We start from the raw sequence: 21,210 nt of genomic DNA, 5'->3' as shown, positions 1-21,210 counted from the left end.
TGAGGTGCGAAGGCGCCCTGGCGCCTGAGCCTCGAAACCACCGCTGCGGCACTCGCTCAGGGCTGGTTGATACGGGTCACCCGGGTGTTGACCCGGCCGGCGAGCCCGGGCAGCACGGCCTGGTGGCTCGCCAGGCGCCGGCTCGCCAGGCCGAGCCCGGCCAGGACCAGGGCGATCAGCCCGGGGCCGAGGATCTTCTTCATGCGCTTGCTCCTTGGACGTCGAGGAGATGGACGGGCTCACGGGTGGTCGACGGAGCTCAGGAAGCCGTCGACGATCGCGTGGTAGGCGGCGGGACGCTCCTCCTGGAGGTGGTGGGAGACGTGGTCCATCACGTGCAGGTTCCCGTTCCGCACCATGCGCGCGAGCATCATCGGGTAGTCCGGGGTCAGGAACGCGTCCTCGCGGCCCCACATGAACAGGGCGGGTGCCTCGACGCGGCCGAGCTCCTCGGTCAGGTCCTGCCACTCCCCGCGCGGGGAGTCGGACATCGCGGCGAGCTCGCGCTCCTCGGGGTCGAGGCTCCGCTGCCAGCGCATCTCCAGCGTCTCGTCGGGGAGCCGGTCGGCGTCGTACCACTCCAGCCGGGTGATCAGGGACCGCATCTTCTCCCGGGTCGGCCCCTCGCCGCCGTAGTAGACGTCGCGGGCGTTCCGGCCCCGGTGACCGTTCTCGGGCAGCGGTGCGAGGGGGCCGTAGAAGACCGGCATGCTCCCGGTGATCACCAGCGAGCGCACCCGGTCCGGGTAGTTGGCCGCGAGGCAGAGCGCGATCGTGCCGCCCCACGAGTTGCAGACGAAGTCGGCCCTCTCGACGCCGAGCTCGTCCATCAGGGCGACCGTCTTGGCGGCGTGGAAGTCCCACATCGGCCCGCTGATCCGGCACTTCTCGGACCCGCCGTACTGGAGGATGTCGACGATCAGGCAGCGTCGGTCGATCGCGAACAGCGGGGCGACCGGGCCGAAGTCGCTCCAGCCCGTGCAGCCGGGGCCGCCGCCGTGCAGGAAGATCGTGTCCGGGCCCTGCCCGATGTCGAGGTAGTGGTACCTCACGCCACCGGCGTCGGCGTACCGGCTCTCGGGCATCGGTCCGGCCACGGAAGACGTGAGCCGATCGGTCGTCGTGGTCATGGTGTGCTCTCTCCTCGTTCGATCACTGCGGCGCCCATGCCGGTCAGCCATTCGGGCATCGGCGAGTAGGCAAGGGCCTGTCCAGGTGCGAAGCCGAGCGCGGAGGCCATCACCATCCAGGTGCGCAGCTCCTGCCCGCCGTTGCCGGCCCGGGCCTCGATCTCCTCGGTCGTCAGCTCCGCGTACGAGCGCAGGTCGCCCCTCTCCAGGTCCGCAAGGAACTCCTCGTCGAACTCGGAGACGATCGTCGGCCGGGCGCCGACGATGATCTCCCGGCGCCGCTTGTCGTAGCGGCTCCACTGGCCACGGCCGTTGAGCCAGGCCTCGACCAGGAACTCCTCGTCCTCGCCCTCGGGGGCGGTCCAGTCCGACGGCCAGGGCAGCTGGTGCGACAGGCCGCCCGAGGAGACCACCACGACGCGCTTGTCGTCGGGCATCCCGGCGACCGCGGCCGCGAGGTTCGCGCCGAGCTCGACGCACCGGCTCATCCGGGGCAGCGGGGCGGCGAACACGTTCACCACCAGCGGCACAACGGGTACGTCGATGCCGTCGAGCAGCCACTGGATGGCGTGCGTCTGGCCGTGGTCGATGGTCAGCCTCGCGGAGATCGCCACCTCGGTGCCGGCGTCGACGAGCGCGGCGGCGAGCGCCCGGGCGAACTCGGGATCGGTGCGCTGCGGGCCCTGCGGCGTTCCGCCGTCGCCCGCCGCGACCACCTCGCCGACCCCGAGCGTGAACGACGGGATCAGGTCCAGCCAGAAGCCGCGGAAGTGGTTGGATCCGACCACCACGACGACGTCCGGCCGGGCCTCGGCGATCCTGGCGCGGGCGGCGGCCAGGCCGTCGCGGAACGCCTCGGCCCGCTCGGTGTGGACGACCTGGTCCCAGTGGGTGTTCATCAGCGTCGAGTGCGAGGCACCGACGCCGAGCACGATGGCTGCCATCGGTCGGTCCCCTCAGGCCGTCGGGTCGGCCGGGTCGAGTCCCTGCTCGCGTAGCCGGTCGAGCCGGTCCTCCGTCGTGTCCTCGGCGAGCTTGCGCCACTGCAGCAGCGAGTCGTCGGGGCGGTAGAGCTTCTCCGGCGGCGCGTCGGTGACCTCGACCATCCACTTGTCCTGCCCGGAGAACTGGCCGTGGAAGAGCCACCGCACCGCGCCGAGGTACTTGGCGTAGAACGGCAGCGTCCGGGCGCCCTGCCGGAAGTCCGCCAGCACGCCGACGTAGAGGTGCTGGTCGGCGTCCACCGGCACGTAGAACTCGTAGTGGATGAACGTCGGGTAGGCGATCCGCAGCACGCCGGGCATGCTCACGCTCGCGAAGCCGGGGAACTCCTGGGCCGCGATCACCGGATTCACCTCGCGGTGCGAGGAGGTGTTCCCGATGTTCTTGGTCTCCTTCGGCGGCCTGGCCTTCCACCACCCCAGCCCGCTCCACCGACCCAGGCCCGGGAAGTCCGCCTCCCAGAACTGCTGCTCCTGGACACGGTAGATCCACCGCCCGCGCTTGACGATCCTCGTCGTGTTCCACACCGGCATCGGCTTGAACAGCCGCCACAGGGCCGTCCGGTGCAGGTACTTGGCGTGGCCCTCGTCGTAACCGTTCTCGCAGGCGAACCGCCAGTTGCCCTCGCGCGGCTGGATGCGCTGGCCGAGCACGGCGGCGTTGCCCACGAGCTCCTCGGGCAGCTGCTCGTCGATCGGGTGCGGCTCCTCGCCGTCGCCGACATAGACCCACACCATGCCGAGCCGCTCCTCGACGTCGTACGTCGGCTGGGTGACCTTGCCGCAGATCGGCGACTCCGGGCCGTCGGTGATCGCGGCGGCGAGGTCGCCGGTCTCGAGGTCGAAGGTCCACCCGTGGTAGACGCACGAGACCGTGCCGGGGAACTGCTTGTTGCCGTAGCTGAGCGGCACGCCGCGGTGCGGGCACCGGTCCTTCATCCCGAAGATCCGGCCCCGGTCGCGGATCACGAACAGCTCCTCGCCGAGCAGCCGCACCTTGCGCGGCTTCTCGCCGACCTGGTTCGAGAAGCAGACCGGGTACCAGTAGCCGCGGAACCCGGCGTCGGCCGCCTGGTAGTGCGGCCAGCTCGACCAGTCCTGGCGCCCGGGCAGCCTGCCCTCGCGGTGGCGGGCCGCCTGCGTCGGCGACGGGGGGTTCGCTGTCTCGGTCATGGTCTGCTCCACGTTCCTACTGGCACGGCATCGCGCTCGATCTCGGTGGGTCTCGGTGGGCTGCCGTCGCGTGGCGGCGTCTCCGACCGGGAGGACACCAGCGGCCGCGACCCCGCGACAAGGCGCGTGGTCCGCCTGGCGGACCGGGGCACCGGATTCGTCGTCCGGTCCGGTCAGCGGTCCACGGCAGAGGCCGAGTGGCCGCCGGCCTTCCTACATTCGCCGCCGAGGGAATCGAGTCGCCTGGAGGCACGACATGTCCGCACCACCCGTCCGCACCGACGTGCTCGTCGTCGGGGCCGGCCCGACCGGCCTGTACGGCGCCTACTACGCCGGCTTCCGCGGCCTGTCCACGGTGGTGGTCGACGTGCTCCCCGCGCTCGGCGGCCAGGTCACGGCGCTCTACCCGGAGAAGGAGATCCGCGACGTCGCCGCGATCCCCTCGATCCGCGGCCGCGACTTCGTGAGCGCGCTGGAGGCGCAGGCGGCGGCGTTCGACCCCACCTACCTGCTCGGGCGACAGGCCAGGCGGCTGGAGTACGCCGACGGCGAGCCGGTCGTCACGCTCGACGACGGCACCGTCGTCCACGCGCGCGCCGTCGTGCTTACGGCCGGCATCGGCACGCCCACGCCCCGCCCGCTGCCCTGCGGCGACGAGTGGGTCGGTACCGCCCTGTCCTACTTCGTGGTCGACCCGACCGCCCACGCCGACCGCGACGTCGTCATCGTCGGGGGCGGCGACTCCGCGCTGGACTGGGCAGACACCCTGGAGCCGATCGCCCGCAGCGTCACCCTCGTGCACCGGCGGGCGGCGTTCCGGGGCCACGCGGCGACCCTGGCCCGGGTGCGCGCCGGCTCGAGCGCCATCCACGTCGACACCGAGGTCGTCGGCCTCCACGGCGACCTCGGGTCCGGGACCCTCGCCAAGGTCACCCTCCGCGGCAAGGGCGGCGACGAGACCGTCGTGGCGGCCGACCACGTGATCGCGGCGCTCGGCTTCATCAGCGACCTCGGGCCGCTGCGCGACTGGGGCCTGGCGCTCGAGGGCAGGTCCGTCGCGGTCGACCGGAGCCTGCGCACCAACCTCCCCCGCGTGTACGCGGCCGGGGACCTGACCGACTACGACGGCAAGGTCAGGCTGATGTCGGTCGGCTTCGGCGAGGTGGCGACGGCGATGAACCACGTCGCCGTCGACCTCGACCCCGACCTCACCCTGTTCCCGGGTCACTCGACCGACGGCGCCTGAGCCACCCACCGACGCTCCACGAGAGGACCACCATGAGCTACGTCATCGGCTCGGACTGCATCGACGTCCTGGACCGTTCCTGTGTCGACGTGTGTCCGGTCGACTGCATCTACGAAGGCGACCGCAAGAGCTACATCCAGCCCGACGAGTGCATCGACTGCGGCGCCTGCGAGGTCGAGTGCCCGGTCACCGCCATCGTCGTCGACCGGAAGGCACGCAAGGACCCGGAGCTGACGGCGCACCTCGACGACTCGCGCACCTTCTTCGACGAGACCCTGCCGGGACGCGCCGAGCCGATCGGCAGCCCGGGCGGCGCCCAGGCGTACGGCGTGATCGGCGCGGACACCCCGCTGGTCGCGGACTGGTCCGCCTGAGAACCCGATCCGGAGCGCTCCTCGGCAGCGACGGCGGTGGCTCGGGGCGGCGCTGCTTCATCAAGGGATGAAGGTGAGGCCGCGCTTCCCCGGCCGAGCTCGGCCGGGGAAGCGCGGGGCGATCCTCATCCCTTGATGAACCCGCAGCCTCGGGTCCGGTGGGTGGCCCAGCGCCGGCGTCGGCACACCCGGGATATCCCGTGGCGCCGGCTCCGGCGCCCGGGCTACGGTCACGCCATGACCCGGCCCGCGCCGAGGACGCCTCGTGGCGTGGCTCGGAACCCCGACCACGCCGGTAGCGCCTGACGCTGCCCCTACCGAGGCGCACTCGGCCTGCTCCTGCTTTGTCATCACCGAGGAGCAAGGAGAACCGGGTGTCCGACACCTTCACCTGCGTGCGATGCGGACTCGTCGTCATCACGCTCGCGCCCGACGACGTACGCCGTAACCACTGCCCGAGCTGCCTGAGCTCGCTGCACACGCTCGACCACGCCGCTGGCGGCGCTTCCGACTGCCGGGGACGGATGGCCCCGCTGTCGATCGCCGTCCGGCGCGACGGCTCGTGGGCGCTGGTCCACCGCTGCACGCGCTGCCGAGAGCTCGACCTGCATCCGACCGCTGCCGACGACAACCAGCTGATCCTGATGCGGCTGGCCGTCCGACCGCTCGCGGAGCCGCCGTTCCCACTCGACGTCTTCGGCACCCTCTAGAGCCAGAAGATGCCGAGGAGGAAGTCGACGTCGAGGCGCACCCAGCGCCCCAAGGACGTCCTGCATCGCACCGGCGCCGCCGACACCTTCCGGTGCGTCGGCTGCCGGCTCCACGTGCCGGTCGTCGCGCCCGGCACGGCGCACCGCAACCACTGCCCGAGTTGCCTGACCAGCCGCCACGTCGACGGCCGGGTCCCCGGTGACCGTGCGTCGCCGTGCGGCGGCCGGATGGTCGCGGTCAGCCTGTCGGTGCGCGCGGACGGCGAGTGGCTGCTGGTGCACGAGTGCACCGGCTGCGGCGCGCTGAAGCTGAACCGGATCGCCGGCGACGACAACGCGCTCGCCCTGGTCCGGATCGCGGTGCGGCCGCTGGCCGATCCGGGGCTGGGACGTCGGGCGATGCTCTCGCTCTGAGGTCCCGAGGCGCCCGCGATGGACGCGGCGTCGACCCGGCCCGGCGGGGTGGGACAATTCGGCGGGCTGGGCGGGCGCGTCTTCCACCGATGCGCGCGCACAGGCGCTCAGCCTTGCGCACACGTCGAACAACGGCGGTCGATCTCGATCGAGCGTGACACCAACCAGGGGGCAGGCATGGACTACGTCTACGACTTCTCGCACGGCAGCAAGGACCAACGAGACCTCCTCGGCGGCAAGGGCGCCAACCTCGCCGAGATGACCAATCTCGGACTTCCGGTCCCCCCGGGATTCACGATCACCACCGAGGCCTGCCGGGCCTATCTCCGGCACGGCGGGGAGCCCGAGGGCCTCGCCGAGCAGGTGTCCGCGCACCTGGCCACGCTCGAGGGCACGATGGGCCGCCGGCTCGGCCAGGCCGACGACCCGCTGCTGGTCAGCGTGCGGTCCGGCGCGAAGTTCTCGATGCCGGGGATGATGGAGACCGTCCTCAACATCGGGCTCAACGACGAGTCCGTCGTCGGGCTGGCCCGCCAGAGCCAGGACGAGCGGTTCGCCCAGGACTCCTACCGCCGGCTGCTGCAGATGTTCGGCGCCACCGTCCTCCACATCGACGGCGAGCACTTCTCCGAGGCGCTCGACGCGGCCAAGAAGGCCCGCGGCACCGAGAGCGACCTCGACCTCGACGCCGACGATCTCCGCGGGCTGGTCGAGACGTTCAAGGCGATCGTCCGCGAGCGGGCCGGCCGGGAGTTCCCGCAGGACCCGCGCGAGCAGCTGGACCTCGCCGTACGCGCGGTCTTCGACTCGTGGAACACCGACCGGGCCCGGCTGTACCGCCGCCAGGAGCGGATCCCCGAGGACCTCGGCACCGCCGTCAACATCCAGGCCATGGTGTTCGGCAACTTCGGCATGGACTCCGGCTCCGGCGTGGCGTTCACCCGCGACCCTGCCAGCGGCGCCCAGGGCGAGTACGGCGACTACCTGCAGAACGCCCAGGGCGAGGACGTCGTCGCCGGCATCCGCAACACGGTCAGCCTGGCCGACTTCGCCGAGGTCGACCGGGCCTCCCACGACGAGCTGATGGCGATCATGGCCCGGCTCGAGCGGCACTACCGCGACATGTGCGACATCGAGTTCACCGTCGAGCGCGGCAAGCTCTGGATGCTGCAGACCCGCGTCGGCAAGCGCACGCCCGAGGCGGCGTTCCGGATCGCGATCCACATGGTCGACGAGGGCCTGATCCAGATGGACGAGGCCGTGACCCGGGTGACCGGCGAGCAGCTGGCGCAGCTGATGTTCCCGCGCTTCGACGAGTCGGCCGAGCGCACCCTCCTCGCGACCGGCATGAACGCCTCCCCCGGCGCGGCCGTCGGCCGGGCGGTCTTCGACTCCGACACCGCGGTGGAGTGGGCCGAGCGGGGCGAGGACGTGATCCTGGTCCGCAAGGAGACCAACCCCGACGACCTGCGGGGCATGGTCGCGGCCCGGGGCATCCTCACCAGCCGCGGCGGCAAGACCTCCCACGCGGCCGTGGTCGCGCGCGGCATGGGCCGGACCTGTGTGTGCGGCGCCGAGGCGCTGGACGTCGACGCGAAGGCGCGCGAGTTCCGGGTCCGCGGCGGCGGCACGGTGCGCGAGGGCGACCTGATCTCGATCGACGGCTCCACCGGCGAGGTGTTCGCCGGCGAGGTCCCGGTCTCGGCCGCGCTGGTGGTCCGGCACTTCGAGGGCGAGAAGGTCGACGACGACCTCGTCAGCGCCGTCGCCCGGATCATGGCCCACGCCGACGGCGCCCGCCGGCTGCGGGTGCGCGCCAACGCCGACACCCCCGAGGACGCCGCCCGCGCCCGCCGGTTCGGCGCCCAGGGCATCGGGCTGTGCCGCACCGAGCACATGTTCCTCGGCGACCGGCGCGAGCTGGTGGAGACCCTGATCGTGGCCGAGAACGAGGACGACCAGCGCGCCGCCCTCGACGCGCTGCTGCCGCTGCAGCGCCAGGACTTCACCGAGATCCTCGAGGCCATGGACGGGCTGCCGGTCACGATCCGGCTGATCGACCCGCCGCTCCACGAGTTCCTGCCCGACCTGACCGAGCTCTCGGTGAAGGTCGCCCTCGCCGAGGAACGCGGCGAGCCCGACGAGCACGACCTGGTGCTGCTCCGGCACGTCCGGCGACTGCACGAGCAGAACCCGATGCTCGGCCTGCGCGGCGTCCGGCTGGGCATCCAGATCCCCGGCCTGTTCCAGATGCAGGCCCGCGCGATCCTCGAGGCAGCGGCCGACCGGGCCGCCCTCGGCATGCGGCCGCTGCCGGAGATCATGATCCCGCTCGTCGCCAGCGTGCGCGAGCTCGAGATCGTCAAGGCCGACATCCTCGCGGTCGCGGCCGAGGTCGAGCGGAGCCGTGGCGTGACGCTCGAGTACTCGGTCGGCACCATGATCGAGCTGCCGCGTGCCGCCTTCCTGGCCGACCGGATCGCCGCCGAGGCCGAGTTCTTCTCGTTCGGCACCAACGATCTGACCCAGATGGCGTGGGGCTTCTCCCGCGACGACGTCGAGGCGGCGTTCTTCTCCCGCTACTTCGAGCACGGCATCTTCGACGTCTCCCCGTTCGAGTCGCTCGACACCCGCGGGGTCGGCGGCATGGTCGAGATGGGGACCCGGAAGGGCCGCGAGGTCCGACCCGACCTCAAGGTCGGCGTCTGCGGCGAGCACGGCGGCGACCCGCGCTCGATCCACTTCTTCGACGAGGTCGGGCTCAACTACGTCTCCTGCTCCCCCTTCCGCGTGCCGGTCGCCCGGCTGGAGGCGGGCCGCTCGGTGCTGAAGCGCCGGTAGTGGTCGTCGCTGGAGGTTCCTCGGGGGTGGCCCGTGCTCCGGGTGCGTGCATCGCAAGGCGGCGGAGCGAAGGCATACCGCGTCGTCTTTCGAGCGACGCCAACGCAGCGAGGTGCGCGCTCGGGGTGCGGGACGCCCGAAGAACCTCCGGTGGTGGCCACTAGCCGCCGGCCGGGTCTGCATACTCGATGCATGGACCCGGCCGCGGTAGCGCCCGACGCCTTCGAGGCGATGGTCGTCGACGCCCTCGACTCGCTGCCCGACTGGGTGCAGCCCGTGGTCGACGAGATCGCCGTCCTCGTCGACGACGAGCAGCCCGAGGCCGAGCGCCGTCCCGGCGTCCTGCTCCTCGGCCTCTACCGCGGTGTACCGCGCACCACCCACTACGGCCGCGCCCCCGGCACCCTGCCGGACACGATCACGCTCTACCGGATCCCGATCGTGGCGGCCTGCGCCCGGGTCGAGGACGTGCCCGACCGGGTGCGCACCGTGCTGGTCCACGAGGTCGGCCACGCGATGGGCCTGTCCGAGGCGCGGCTGCGCGAGCTCGGCTGGGCCTGACCAGCGACGGGCTGTCGTCGCACCCGACCTGAGTGTCGCGGATCCGCCGATTGGGGAGCCGCCTGGTCAGGTGCGTGAGTCGATGAACGGCGAAAGGGCCTCCGACCAGCGCTTCCGCTGGCCAGAGGCCCTTCTCGGAGCCGCCTGTCGGAATCGAACCGACGACCTTCTCATTACGAGTGAGACGCTCTACCGACTGAGCTAAGGCGGCGTGCTGCCCGGCACGGGCAACCCGAGGAAGTATAGGGAGCGGGGCGCCGGGCCGCGAAAACGGGGCCGCTGCCCGGAGGGCGGGTGCCGCGGGACCGGACAGCGCCGGGCCGGCGGAAATGCGAACTGCCCGGATCCTGGGATCCGGGCAGTCGACAGCCCTCCGTGCGCCGAACGCGACAACGCCGCCCGGAGGGTGGTCCGGGTCAGGCCGCGAGCGTGACCTTCGAGGTCGAGACGGCCTTCTTGCCGGTCACCAGGGCCTGCTCGGCCCCGCACCAGCAGGTGAACGAGACGACGATGCCATGGTCGGTGTTGGTCATCCCGGTGATCTGGCTCGAGAAGATGAGCTGACGCTTCTCGCACTGGGTGCACAGGTGATCGAACATGGATGGCCTCCCTCTCACGGTCCTCGGTCGCCCTCACGGCGAACGTCTCCACCACCATGGTCCAACATCCGTATCCATAGGGGTAGCCTTACTTTCCTTTAGAAAGAACAGGCTCGACCTAGAGTTGTGATCATGCTCTCACTCCACCAGCTCACCTGCTTCCTCGCGACGTACGAGCGCGGGTCGCTCACCGCGGCGGCCGAGCAGCTGGGCTACGCCCAGCCATCGGTGTCGGAGCAGATCCGGGCGCTGGAGAAGTCGCTCGGGGTCCAGCTCTTCCGGAGGGTCGGACGCGGCGTCGTGCCGACCACCGTCGCCGACACCCTGCGCCCGCACGCCGAGCGGGTGCTGGCCGCGGTCGACGAGGCCCAGCAATCGGTGCAGCGGGTGAAGAGCTTCGAGACCGGGACGATCCGGTTCGGCATGTTCGGCACCGCGCGGCTGTACGCCGGGGCGGGGCTGGTCGCCGACGTGCTGTCCCGCTACCCGGGGGTGCGGGTGGAGCTGATCGGCCAGAACTCCATGGACGTCCAGGAGGACCTGCGCCGCGGCCGGATCGAGGCCGCGATGATCGCGGTGCCGCAGGTCGACAGCGAGGGGTTCGAGGTGACGCCGGTGGCCCGCGACGAGCTCGTCTACATCAGCACGGACCCGGCCCGGCTGGAGAGCCCGGTCACCGCGCACCGGCTCGCGCGGGCCTCCCTGGTGATGCCCGAGACCACCTGGCGCGCCGACGACTCCACCCGCCGGGTGCTGCGGCGGATGCTGCACGAGACCGGCCGCAACCCGCAGACCCGGATCGAGGTCGAGGACGTCGAGACCGCGGTCGAGCTCGTGGGCATGGGGTACGCCGACTCGGTGATCCCGAAGGGCGCGGCGCTCCAGCTGCTGCCGCGCCTGGCGCCCGACGCGGGCTGGGTGTCGTTGCGGCCGCGCCAGTACGACACGTTCGCGATCGTCCACCGCACCGACGCGCTGCTCTCCCCCGCCGCCCGGCTGATGATCGAGCTCGCGACCAAGCGCATCCAGGCGATCGCCGACCCGATCTGACGATCCACCGTGCCGGAGCGGCCGGGAGCCCTACGATCGGTGGCGTGTGCGACACCTTCGTGATGCGGGGGATCGGCGGCTACCTGCTCGCCAAGAACTCCGATCGCGATCCCAACGAGGCGCAGCTGTGGGAGTGGACGCCGGCCGCCGACCACGCGCCCGACGCACCGGCGCGCACGACGTACGTCGAGCTGCCACAAATCGCCCGCACGCACGCCACCGTCGTCTCGCGGCCGTGGTGGATGTGGGGCGCCGAGATGGGCGCCAACGAGCACGGTGTCGCGATCGGCAACGAGGCGGTCTTCACCAAGGAGAAGGCCGGCCTGGAGCCCGGGCTGCTCGGCATGGACCTGCTTCGGCTCGCGCTGGAGCGGTCGACCGACGCACGCGAGGCCGTCGAGGTGATCGTCGGGCTGCTCGAGGAGCACGGCCAGAGCGGGCGGTGCAGTGCCGAGCGGCGCCGGTTCACCTATCACAACAGCTTCCTGGTCGCCGACCGCGAGCGGGCGATCGTGCTCGAGACCGCCGGGCGCCAGTGGGCGACCGAGGACGTGAAGGGTCACGTCCGCAGCATCAGCAACGGGCTGACCATCCCCGGCTTCGCCGAGAGGTACGCCGACCGACTGCGCGGCCGGGTCGCGGCGTGCGACGTACGCCGTGGCCTGACCCAGCGTCGGGCGAGCGAGAGCGGCGGGGTCCTCGGCGCGATCGGGATCCTGCGCGACACCGGCACCGGCGGCGGGCCGCGGTGGTCGCCGCTGAACGGGTCGATGGCCGGCCCCAACATGCACGCCGGCGGACTGCTCGCGTCGAGCCAGACCGTGTCGTCGTGGGTCAGCGACCTGACGAACGGCGTGCACTGGGCGACCGGCACCAGCGACCCGGCGTTCTCGCTGTTCGTGCCGCTGCGGGTCGGCGAGCCGGCCGCAGACGCGGCGTACCCGACCAAGGACGTCGACAACCACCGCGACGAGCACTCCCTGTGGTGGCAACAGGCCGCACTGCACCGCCGCGCCCTGCGCGACTGGGTGCGGGCCGAGCGCGTCATCGCCGCCGACCGTGACCGGCTGCAGCGGCGCTGGCTCGGCGACCCGCCCAGCACGGACGAGGCGCTGGAGCAGGCGGCCGAGGCCCGGCGGCGGTGGCGCACGGGGATCGACCCGGTCACCGTCCGCGACAGCCGGCCGCTGTGGGTGCAGCGACGGTGGGCCGGCTTCGAGCACGCGGCGAGGGCACACTCGTGACCCGCACCGACGTCGTGGTCGTCGGCGCCGGGCTCGCCGGCCTGTCGGCGGCGCGCGCGGTGCAGGCGGCGGGCCGCTCGGTCGTCGTGGTCGAGGCACGCGACCGGGTGGGTGGTCGCACCGAGGCCGGCCTGCTCTCCGACGGCCAGTGGATCGAGCTCGGCGGCCAGTGGCTGGGTCCGACCCAGGACCGGATGTACGCGCTGGTGGCCGAGCTCGGCCTGGAGACGATCCCGACGTACAACGACGGCGACATCGTCTTCGGGCTCTGCGGGCGCATCGGACGACTGGCCGGCCGGAAGGGGGCGGTGCCGCGGCTGAACCCGTTCGCGATCGCCGACCTCGCGCAGGGCACGCTGCGGTTCGCGCGGCTCGCGAAGCGGGCCGACCTCGAGCGGCCGTGGGCCACGCCGCACGCGGCCGAGCTCGACGGGCAGACCTTCCGCACCTGGGTGCGCCGCAACCTGCGCACGCCGCAGGGCCGGGCCTACTTCGAGCTCTTCTGCGAGGCGGTGTTCTCCGCCGGGCTCGCGGACGTGTCGCTGCTGCACGCGCTCTTCTACACCCACTCCGGCACCGACATGGACACGCTGATGGCCGTCGACCGCGGCGCCCAGCAGGACCGGGTCGCCGGCGGCTCGTGGCTGGTCAGCGAGCGGCTGGCCGCCGGCCTCGACGTACGCCTCTCCTCGCCGGTGCGGTCCGTCGCACACGGCGAGGGTGGCGTGCGGGTGACGACCCGCGACGGCACGGCGTACGACGCGGAGCGGGCGATCGTCACGCTGCCGCCGACGCTGGCCGGGCGGCTGGAGTACGACCCCGTGCTGCCGTCGTGGCGCGACCAGCTGACCCAGAAGCTGCCGGCGGGCAGCGTGTTCAAGGTGTACGCCGTCTACCCGACGCCGTTCTGGCGCTCCGCGGGGCTCAACGGGCAGGCGGGATCTGATCGCGGGCCGGTCAAGGTCACCTTCGACAACACGCCGCCGGGCTATGAGCGCGGCATCCTGATGGGCTTCATCGAGGCCGACGACGGCCGCCGCTGGGCCCGGCGCACTCCCGAGGAGCGGCGGGCCGCCGTGGTCGACTGCTTCGTCCGCTACTTCGGCCCGCGGGCCGCCGAGCCGCTGGAGTACGTCGAGCGCGACTGGATGGCCGAGGAGTTCAGCCGCGGCTGCTACGGCGCACACTTCGCGCCCGGCGTCTGGACGTCGTACGGCGCGGCGCTGCGTGCCCCGATCGACCGGCTGCACTGGGCGGGCGCCGAGTGCAGTCCGGTGTGGAACGGCTACATGGAGGGCGCGGTCCGCTCCGGCGAGTCGACCGCCGCCGAGGTGCTGCGCCTCCTGTAGCCGGTTGCGCGGGATCCCCGGTTCACCCGCTCTACTGACGTATCTGTGGGTCGCGTCCGGGCAGTCGTGGTGGATGCGGTCCGCGGCTGAGCATGGCCAGGGCGATCAGTGGTTGGGGTGAGTGGAAGCCGAAGGCGATGCGGGTCAGGAGTCGGATCTTGGTGTTGACCGATTCCACGAGGGCGTTGCTGAGCTTGTGCGTCAAGGTCGCCTCGACGCGGTCGCTGATCGCGGTGATGCGTCGGGCGAGGTGTGCGAACTCCTCGATCTGGCTGGCGGTGGCCCAGGCCAGCCACTCGTGGAAGGCCTCGACAGCCGGGCGGCCTTGCATCGCGAACAACAGCCGTAGACCTTCCTTGAGCCGGTAGGCCTCCCACAGCATCGGGTGGGTGGCCGCGACCCAGTCCAGGCGTTGTCGTTGCCGGTCGGTGAGGTCCTCGGGGTTGCGCCACAGGGCGTAGCGGGCGTCGCGCAGCGCCTTGGCGTCACCGGTGGAGTCACGACGCTGCCGGCCCTGCTCGTGTCCGTTCTTCCGGGTCGCGCCGGCGGCGCGAGCGGCCCGCCAGGCGGCGGCACGGACGATGGCCAGGGCCTGGTTGGCCCATTTGACGATGTGGAACGGGTCGGCGCACTGCACCGCGTCGGGGCAGCGGGCGGTGACGACCTCAGCAATCCAGGTTGCGGAGTCGGCGGTGACGTGGGTGATCTGGCGACTGCGCTCGGGCCCGAGGTCGTCGAAGAATCGATGCAACGTGGGCCGGTCCCGTCCGGGTTCGGCCCACACCAGCCGGCCGGTGTCGTGGTCGACGACCACGGTCAGGTACAGCTGGCCGCGGCGGTAGGAGATCTCGTCGATCCCGATCCGGGTCAGCCCATCGAGCCGGGCCCCGGTCGGGCCCCCGTGCTCGGCGTCGATACTCGCCCAGACCCGGTCGACGATCGCGCCCACGGTGCGCCAGGCGACCCGCATCAGCTCGGTCACCGCGCTCTTGGACGTCCGGACCACCAGCCAGGCGACCTGGGCGTCGAAGGTCAGGGTGTGACCGGCGCCGTGCACGGCCCACGGCACATGCGCGACCACCACGCCGTGCGCCGGGCAGCGGACCCGCGGTGCGTCGGCCTCCAGGAATGCCATCGCGACCCCGTGGTCCAGGGTCCGCCACCGCCGGCGTCCCGAGCCGGGGTCGTAGCCCGGACATCGACGCCGGCACCGGCCACACCGGCCACACCGGCGTGCCATCGGCCGCACGTGGAAGACCAGCGACCCATCCGGATCCCTGGTCACGTTCTCGATAGCGGTGTGCTCCAGACCGAGCAGACCCCGCCATAGGCTGACCCCAGGCACGCCGTTCTCCTGACCCGGTTCCTGTTCTTCGACAGCTCAGAAACCTAGGCAGCGAACGGCGTGCCGCCATCCACGGCGCGCTCAACCACCCACAGATGTGTCAGGAGAGCCGGCGCACCGGGGATCCCGTCACTTCTCGGGGGTTGCAACGCCTGAGAAGTGACGGGAGTCCCTGAGAAGTCGCGTCAGTGGGCGACCAGCGTGGCCTCGAGGAGCTGCTCGTCGGGTGGGGTGAGGGCGTCGTCGCCGGCCTCGATCACGACCTCGCGCAAGGCTCCGGTGAAGGGGAAGCCGCGTCCCGGGCCGTAGTCGGCGGTGACCGGGGTGCCGCGGTCGAGGCCGACGTCGAGGGTCTGGTCCATCGAGTAGAAGAACGGCAGCGTCCGCTCGACGCGGCCCTCGCCGACCAACTCATGGTCCACCACCAGGCGTACGTCGCCGCCGCGGCCGAGCCCGCCGCCGTCGTAGCCGAACCGCACCTCGACGACGTGGTCGCCGGCGAGCAGCGGCGTGGTGGCGCGCACGTGGGTGACCGTGACGGCGCCGAAGCTGTAGGCGTAGGTGAGCAGCCCGTCCTTGACGTAGAGCGACCAGCCACCGAAGCCGCCGCCCTGCGCGACGATGACGCCCTCGGTGCCGGTGCCCGCGGCGAAGGCCGCGCGGATGACGAACGACGTGTTCTTCAGGCTCGGTACGGCGTCCTCGCGCAGCCGGCCGGCGCCGGGGAGCAGTCGCAGCGACCGCGGCGGCGCGGGCCGGCCGGCCGTGCGCGCGTCGAAGCGACCGGACAGCTGGTCGTCCATGGGCAGCACGTGGTTGCGCCGCGCCTCGGCGAGGAACAGCTCCTGCAGCGCGGCGAGCCGCTCCGGGTGCTCGGCCGCGACGTCGCGCGCCTGGGTCCAGTCGGTGCGGGTGTCGTAGAGCTCCCAGCGGTCCTCGGCGAGGCTGGGCGTCTCGGTCCGTGCCGTCTCCCAGGGCGTCTTGTGCTGGGCGACCGCGGTCCAGCCCTCGTGGTAGATGCCGCGGTTGCCGAACATCTCGAAGTACTGCGTGCCGTGCCGCTCCGGCGCCCCCGCGTCGTCGAAGGAGTAGCGGAACGACACGCCGTCCAGCGGCTGCTGCGCGACGCCGTCGACCGTCTCGGGCACGGGTACGCCGGCCGCCTCGAGCAGCGTCGGCAGCACGTCGACCACGTGGTGCCACTGGTGCCGGACCTCGCCCGGCGTCGAGATCCCGGAGGGCCAGTGCACGACCAGGCCGTTGCGGGTGCCGCCGTAGTGGGAGGCGACCTGCTTGGTCCACTGGTACGGCGTGTCCATCGCCACCGCCCACCCGGTCGGGTAGTGCGCGTAGCTCTCCGGCGTGCCCAGCCGGTCGAGCTGGCTCGCGATCCGGACGGTGTCGTCCTCGATGCCGTTGAGCCGCAGCGTCTCGTTGAGCGTGCCCTCGATGCCGCCCTCGGCGGACGCGCCGTTGTCGCCCAGGATGTAGAGCACGATCGTGTTCTCGAGCTCGCCGGACGCGCGCAGCCACTCGACGAGCCGGCCGACCTGGGCGTCGGTGTGCTCGGCGAAGGCCGCGTACAGCTCCATCAGGCGCTCCGCCACCAGCCGCTCGGTGTCGGAGAGCTCGTCCCAGTGCGGCACGCCGGGCGTCCACGGCGCGAGCTCGGCGTCGGCCGGCACCACGCCGAGCGCCTTCTGGCGCTCCAGCGTGAGCTCGCGCTGCCGGTCCCAGCCGTGGGCGAACTCGCCGCGATAGCGATCCGCCCAGCCCTCCGGCACCTGGAACGGCGCGTGCGTGGCCCCGAACGGCAGGTAGCAGAACCACGGCTTGTCGGGGGCGTGGGTGCGCACGTCGCGCACCCAGTCGATGGCCCTGTCGACCAGGTCCTCCGAGAGGTGGTAGCCCTCCGCCGCGGTCCGCGGCGGGTCGACGAACGTCGTGCCCTCGACCAGCGTCGGCTCGAACTGCGACGCCTCGCCGCCGAGGAACCCGTAGAACCGGTCGAAGCCCTCCCGGGTCGGCCACCGGTCGAACGGGCCAGCGGCGGTCTGCTCCCACGACGGCGTCTGGTGCCACTTGCCGAAGGCGCCGGTCGCGTAGCCGTTGTAGGACAGGGTCTGCGCGAGCGTGCCGGCGCTGAGCGGCCGGGTCGCGTCGTACCCCGGCAGCCTGGTCGAGATCTCCACGACCGTGCCCATGCCGACCGCGTGGTGGTTGCGGCCGGTCATCAGCGCCGCGCGGGTCGGCGAGCACAGCGCCGTGGTGTGGAAGCGGCTGTAGCGCAGGCCGCCGTCGGCGAGCCGCTCGGCCACCGGCATCCGGCACGGTCCGCCGAAGGCCGACGAGGCCCCGAACCCCATGTCGTCGAGCAGGATCAGCAGCACGTTCGGGGCGCCGTCGGGCGCGGCGGCCAGCGGCCGGGTGGGCAGGGGGTCGAGCTGGTCGCGGACGTCGACCGCGGCGTCGTACGCCGGTCGCGTGCCGTCGAAGGGCAGGTGGGTGCGGTCCATGGTCTCTCCTCGTGGTGGGGTGGTGGTTTCGAGGCTCGCTTCGCTCGCACCTCAACCACCGATGGCGATGGTTGAGGCGTGAGGGCCGCCCGGCCCGAAACCCCGCGATGGTCGGTGTGCTGGTCAGGACGCGATGTGCTCGCGCAGAGCGGGCCCCGTCGCGTCGCGCACGGTCGGGTCAGGGACGGGTACGGCGTCGAGCAGCCGCCGGGTGTACTCGTGCGCGGGATCGCCGAACACCCGGGCGGCCGGGCCGGACTCGACGACCCTGCCGGCGCGCAGCACCGCCACCCGGTCGGCGACGGCGTTGACGACCGCGAGGTCGTGGCTGATGAAGACGCACGCGAACCCCAGGCGCCGCTGGAGGTCCGCGAACAGCTCGAGCACCTCCGCCTGCACCGACACGTCGAGGGCGCTGGTCGGCTCGTCGGCGATGAGCAGCCGCGGCTCGAGCGTGAGCGCGCGGGCCAGCGCGACGCGCTGGCGCTGGCCGCCCGAGAGCTCGCGCGGCCGCCGCCGGGCGAACGACGCGGGCAGGCGTACGGCGTCGAGCAGCTCGACCACCCGCTGATCGCGGGCGCGGCGGGTGCCGACGCCGTGCACGTCGAGCGGCTCCCGGATCGCCTCGCCGACCGTGAAGCGCGGGTCGAGCGAGGCCTCCGGATCCTGGTGCACGAAGGCCAGCCGCCGGCACAGCGCGGCACGTCGCCGACCGCGGGCCTGGGTGATGTCGGTGCCCGCGACCCGGACCCGGCCGCCCGCGAGCGGCACCAGCCCGGCGGCGAGGCGGCCCAGCGTGGTCTTGCCGGAGCCGGACTCCCCCACCAGGCCGAGGACCTGACCGGTCTCGAGGCGCAGCGTGACGCCGTCGACGGCAGGCAGCACCCGGCCACGCGTCCGGGAGCCGAAGTGGACGTGCACGTCGTCGTACTCCAGGGCCGGAGTCGCCATCTCGTGGGCGACGCCTTCGGGCTCGGGCTCGGCGAGCAGCTCGAGCACCCGGTCGTCGACCTCGGGCAGCCGCGGCACGGCGGCGAGCAGCTGGCGGGTGTAGGGGTGTCGGGGCCGGGCGAACAGCGCGCGGGTGTCGGCCTCCTCGACCACCTCGCCCTGGCGCAGCACGACCACCCGGTCCGCGAGGTGGGCGACCACGCCCATGTTGTGGGTGATGATCACGATGCTGGTGCCGGTGCGGTCGCGGATCCGCCGCAGCAGCGCCAGGATCTCGGCCTGCACGGTCACGTCGAGCGCGGTGGTGGGCTCGTCGGCGAGCAGCAGCTCGGGTTCGTTCGCGAGCGCCAGCGCGAGCACGACCCGCTGCTTCTGGCCGCCGGAGAGCTGGTGCGGGTAGAAGTCGAGCCGCTCCTCGGGGTCGGGGATCTCGACCTCGCGGAGCAGCTCGACCGCCCGCTCCCGCGCCGCCCTGCCCCGCGCGCCCCCATGCGCGCGCAGGGCCTCGGCGAGCTGCCAGCCGACGGTCCGCACCGGGTTGAGGGCGGTCTGCGGCTCCTGGAAGACCATCGCGACCCGGCGGCCGCGGTAACGGAGGATCTCCTCCTCGGGAAGACCGAGCACCTCCTCGCCGCGCAGCCGCACCGAGCCGGTCGCGACGGCGCCGTCGGGCAGCAGACCGATCACCGCGCGGGCGGTCATCGACTTGCCGGAGCCGGACTCGCCGACGAGGGCGACGACCTCCCCCTCGTCGACGGTCACGCTCACCGACCGGACCGCCGGCCGGGGATGGGCGAAGGAGATGGCGAGGTCGCGGACCTCGAGCACGGGATGGGACACGGGTACCTCCACGTCAGGATCGGCGGGCCTCGGCCAGCGCCTGGGACACGAGCAACAGGCCGAGGACCAGCGCCACGACGAGCGCGAGCGGTCCGACGGCGAAGAACGGCGCGTCGTACATATTGCGGACGCCGTCGCGGATCAGGGAGCCGAGCGAGGGGTGCGGCGGGCGGACGCCGAGTCCGAGGAAGCTCATCGCGCCCTCGATGAACACGGCGACCGACATCGAGACCGCGAGCTGGACCAGCAGCGGCTCCCAGGAGTTCGGCAGCACGTGCCGGCGCAGCTGCCACCACGACCCGGCGCCGACGACATGGGCGGCCTCGACGTACGGCATCTCGCGCACGGTGCGCACCGAGGTGCGCGTGAGCCGCCCGAACACCGGCAGCTCGACGGCGATGATGACGAAGAAGACGGTGCGCAGCCCGGGCCCGACGAACGCCGTGAGCGCGATCGCCAGGATCAGCGTCGGGAACGCCAGCACCAGGTCGAAGACCCGCTGGGCGATCACGTCGGTGAACGTCCACCAGCTCGACACCAGCCCGACCAGGATCCCGATCACCGCACCGATCGGGACCGCCAGGAACACCACGACCAGGTCGGTCCGGATGCCGTAGAGGGTGCGGGAGTAGACGTCGCGGTTGACCTCGTCGGTGCCGAGCCAGTGCGCTCCCGACGGCCCGACCAGGTTGGCGCCGGGGATCTGCTCGGTCGGGCCGTACGGCGCGAGCAGCGGCGCCAGCAGGCCGAGCGCCACCACGACCCCGATCAGCAGTACGCCGGCCAGGCCCTTGCCCCGGCGCAGCGCCGGCCGGGCGCCCGGCCGCCGCCGCTGGTCGAGCTCGTCGTCGGGCCGGGGCGCGGCGCCCTCCGGCGCCGCCACGTCGATCAGGGACTCGCTCACGAGGCACCTCCGATCCGCACGCGCGGGTCGAGCCACGCGTGCACGATGTCGGTCAGCAGCTGGACGGCGACGAAGACGGCGACCGACAGCAGGAGCAGCACCTGCACCAGCGGGTAGTCGCGCCCCGAGATCGCCTCCTCGATCAGTCCGCCGAGACCCGGCCAGGTGAAGATCGCCTCGACCAGCACCGCGCCGCCGAGCAGGGTGCCGAACTGGATGCCGAGCACGGTCACGGTCGAGGGCAGCGCGTTGCGCAGCGCCTGGGTCAGCACGATCCGGCGGCGGGAGATCCCGAGCGCCCGGGCGGTGGTGACGTAGGGCTGGCGCAGCTCGGTGCGCAGCGCCTCGGTGAGGAACCGGGTGAGGGCGGCACCGGCACCGAGCGCCAGGCAGACGGCCGGCAGCAGCAGGTACTGCGCGGCGATGTCGGGCCGGGCGATGAAGCCGTCCGGCGGCGTACCGCCGGCCGGGAGCACCGGGAGCACGACGGCGAACAGCAGGATCAGCACGAGGCCGGTGACGAAGGTCGGCAGCGCGATCGCCAGGGTGTTCCCGAAGGACAGCGCCGCGTTCACCCAACGGTTGTCGAGCACGACCGCGAGCACGCTGGAGACCAGCGCGACCACGACCGCGAGCAGCAGCGCGGTCACGGTCAGCACGATCGTGTTGACCGCGCCGTCGGCGACCAGGTCCTTGACCTGACCGCCGATCCGGTACGACGTGCCGAGGTCGAGGCGGGCCAGCTGGCCGAGCCAGATGAGGTACTGCCCGAGCAGCGGCTGGTCGAGCCCGAGGTCGGACCGGATCGCGGCCCGGGCCTCCGGGCTCGCGTCCGGCCCGGCCAGGGTGCTGACCGGGTCGCCCGGGACCAGGCGCACCAGGGCGAAGATCCCGAACGACGCGACGGCCAGCACGACCAGCGCCGACGGCAGCCGGCGGAGCAGGTAGCGGGTCATCTCGGC

General features: G+C 72.5%; 19 protein-coding genes and 1 tRNA gene. 9 read left to right on the top strand and 11 right to left on the bottom strand.

Annotated features, from left to right (window positions below):
- Positions 1-56 precede the first annotated feature (56 nt).
- From KM427_RS03220 to KM427_RS03205, 4 genes are read right to left on the bottom strand one after another with little or no spacing between them, the layout of a single operon-like run.
- Positions 57-203 carry a hypothetical protein gene (locus KM427_RS03220; RefSeq protein ID WP_215526237.1) on the bottom strand — a complete coding sequence of 49 codons (147 nt, stop codon included), beginning with the start codon at positions 201-203 and terminating at the stop codon, positions 57-59.
- A gap of 36 nt (positions 204-239) precedes the next feature.
- Positions 240-1,130, bottom strand: coding sequence for an alpha/beta fold hydrolase (locus KM427_RS03215; RefSeq protein WP_215526236.1), 891 nt, complete (start codon positions 1,128-1,130; stop codon positions 240-242).
- Entirely contained in the window at positions 1,127-2,074 is a 948-nt protein-coding gene (locus tag KM427_RS03210; RefSeq protein ID WP_215526235.1) for a DODA-type extradiol aromatic ring-opening family dioxygenase, read from the bottom strand. The genes KM427_RS03215 and KM427_RS03210 overlap by 4 nt, the downstream gene beginning before the upstream one ends.
- 12 nt (positions 2,075-2,086) lie before the next feature.
- Positions 2,087-3,304, bottom strand: a complete 1,218-nt coding sequence (locus tag KM427_RS03205; protein WP_215526234.1) for an aromatic ring-hydroxylating oxygenase subunit alpha — start codon at positions 3,302-3,304, stop codon at positions 2,087-2,089.
- A 256-nt stretch (positions 3,305-3,560) separates the two neighbouring features.
- On the opposite strand from KM427_RS03205, the gene KM427_RS03200 reads away from it, so the two are divergent.
- The 6 genes from KM427_RS03200 to KM427_RS03175 all read left to right on the top strand — a co-directional run bounded on the left by KM427_RS03200 (position 3,561) and on the right by KM427_RS03175 (position 9,450).
- The gene (locus tag KM427_RS03200) at positions 3,561-4,550 is read left to right on the top strand and encodes an NAD(P)/FAD-dependent oxidoreductase (protein WP_215526233.1); all 990 of its coding nucleotides are present in this window, start codon (positions 3,561-3,563) and stop codon (positions 4,548-4,550) included.
- Positions 4,551-4,582: 32 nt separating this feature from the next.
- Positions 4,583-4,924, top strand: coding sequence for a ferredoxin (fdxA, locus tag KM427_RS03195; protein ID WP_215526232.1), 342 nt, complete (start codon positions 4,583-4,585; stop codon positions 4,922-4,924).
- Positions 4,925-5,298: 374 nt separating this feature from the next.
- On the top strand, positions 5,299-5,634 hold the full coding sequence (locus tag KM427_RS03190) for an RNHCP domain-containing protein (RefSeq protein WP_252275006.1): 336 nt from the start codon (positions 5,299-5,301) through the stop codon (positions 5,632-5,634).
- Between the two features lie 9 nt (positions 5,635-5,643).
- A complete protein-coding gene (locus KM427_RS03185) occupies positions 5,644-6,048 on the top strand; it encodes an RNHCP domain-containing protein (RefSeq protein ID WP_183592583.1) in 405 nt (134 codons plus the stop codon).
- Between the two features lie 177 nt (positions 6,049-6,225).
- Complete coding sequence (gene ppdK / locus KM427_RS03180; protein WP_215526231.1) at positions 6,226-8,889, top strand: pyruvate, phosphate dikinase; 2,664 nt, start codon at positions 6,226-6,228, stop codon at positions 8,887-8,889.
- Positions 8,890-9,081: 192 nt separating this feature from the next.
- Entirely contained in the window at positions 9,082-9,450 is a 369-nt protein-coding gene (locus KM427_RS03175; protein WP_215526230.1) for a metallopeptidase family protein, read from the top strand.
- Positions 9,451-9,588: 138 nt separating this feature from the next.
- Here KM427_RS03175 and KM427_RS03170 read toward each other — a convergent pair.
- Positions 9,589-9,661 (bottom strand) — tRNA-Thr (locus KM427_RS03170).
- A gap of 205 nt (positions 9,662-9,866) precedes the next feature.
- Positions 9,867-10,049: a hypothetical protein gene (locus tag KM427_RS03165; protein ID WP_183592580.1), complete on the bottom strand. Its 183-nt coding sequence runs from the start codon at positions 10,047-10,049 to the stop codon at positions 9,867-9,869.
- A gap of 132 nt (positions 10,050-10,181) precedes the next feature.
- On the opposite strand from KM427_RS03165, the gene KM427_RS03160 reads away from it, so the two are divergent.
- From KM427_RS03160 to KM427_RS03150, 3 genes are read left to right on the top strand one after another with little or no spacing between them, the layout of a single operon-like run.
- On the top strand, positions 10,182-11,099 hold the full coding sequence (locus tag KM427_RS03160; protein ID WP_183592579.1) for a LysR family transcriptional regulator: 918 nt from the start codon (positions 10,182-10,184) through the stop codon (positions 11,097-11,099).
- A gap of 44 nt (positions 11,100-11,143) precedes the next feature.
- Positions 11,144-12,343, top strand: coding sequence for a peptidase C69 family protein (locus KM427_RS03155; RefSeq protein WP_215526229.1), 1,200 nt, complete (start codon positions 11,144-11,146; stop codon positions 12,341-12,343).
- A complete protein-coding gene (locus KM427_RS03150) occupies positions 12,340-13,692 on the top strand; it encodes a flavin monoamine oxidase family protein (RefSeq protein WP_215526228.1) in 1,353 nt (450 codons plus the stop codon). The genes KM427_RS03155 and KM427_RS03150 overlap by 4 nt, the downstream gene beginning before the upstream one ends.
- A gap of 31 nt (positions 13,693-13,723) precedes the next feature.
- Here KM427_RS03150 and KM427_RS03145 read toward each other — a convergent pair whose 3' ends face one another.
- The 5 genes from KM427_RS03145 to KM427_RS03125 all read right to left on the bottom strand — a co-directional run bounded on the left by KM427_RS03145 (position 13,724) and on the right by KM427_RS03125 (position 21,204).
- Positions 13,724-15,037 carry an ISL3 family transposase gene (locus KM427_RS03145; protein ID WP_215525763.1) on the bottom strand — a complete coding sequence of 438 codons (1,314 nt, stop codon included), beginning with the start codon at positions 15,035-15,037 and terminating at the stop codon, positions 13,724-13,726.
- A gap of 185 nt (positions 15,038-15,222) precedes the next feature.
- Entirely contained in the window at positions 15,223-17,553 is a 2,331-nt protein-coding gene (locus KM427_RS03140; RefSeq protein ID WP_215526227.1) for an arylsulfatase, read from the bottom strand.
- A gap of 123 nt (positions 17,554-17,676) precedes the next feature.
- The gene (locus tag KM427_RS03135) at positions 17,677-19,344 is read right to left on the bottom strand and encodes a dipeptide ABC transporter ATP-binding protein (protein WP_252275004.1); all 1,668 of its coding nucleotides are present in this window, start codon (positions 19,342-19,344) and stop codon (positions 17,677-17,679) included.
- 13 nt (positions 19,345-19,357) lie between these two features.
- A complete protein-coding gene (locus KM427_RS03130; protein WP_252275002.1) occupies positions 19,358-20,248 on the bottom strand; it encodes an ABC transporter permease in 891 nt (296 codons plus the stop codon).
- Complete coding sequence (locus tag KM427_RS03125; RefSeq protein ID WP_215526224.1) at positions 20,245-21,204, bottom strand: ABC transporter permease; 960 nt, start codon at positions 21,202-21,204, stop codon at positions 20,245-20,247. The genes KM427_RS03130 and KM427_RS03125 overlap by 4 nt, the downstream gene beginning before the upstream one ends.
- Between the last annotated feature and the right edge of the window lie 6 nt (positions 21,205-21,210).

This window comes from Nocardioides sp. LMS-CY (genome assembly GCF_018732145.1).
GTDB classification, from domain to species: Bacteria; Actinomycetota; Actinomycetes; order Propionibacteriales; family Nocardioidaceae; genus Nocardioides; species Nocardioides soli.
This window is presented reverse-complemented; position numbering and strand designations above follow the sequence as displayed.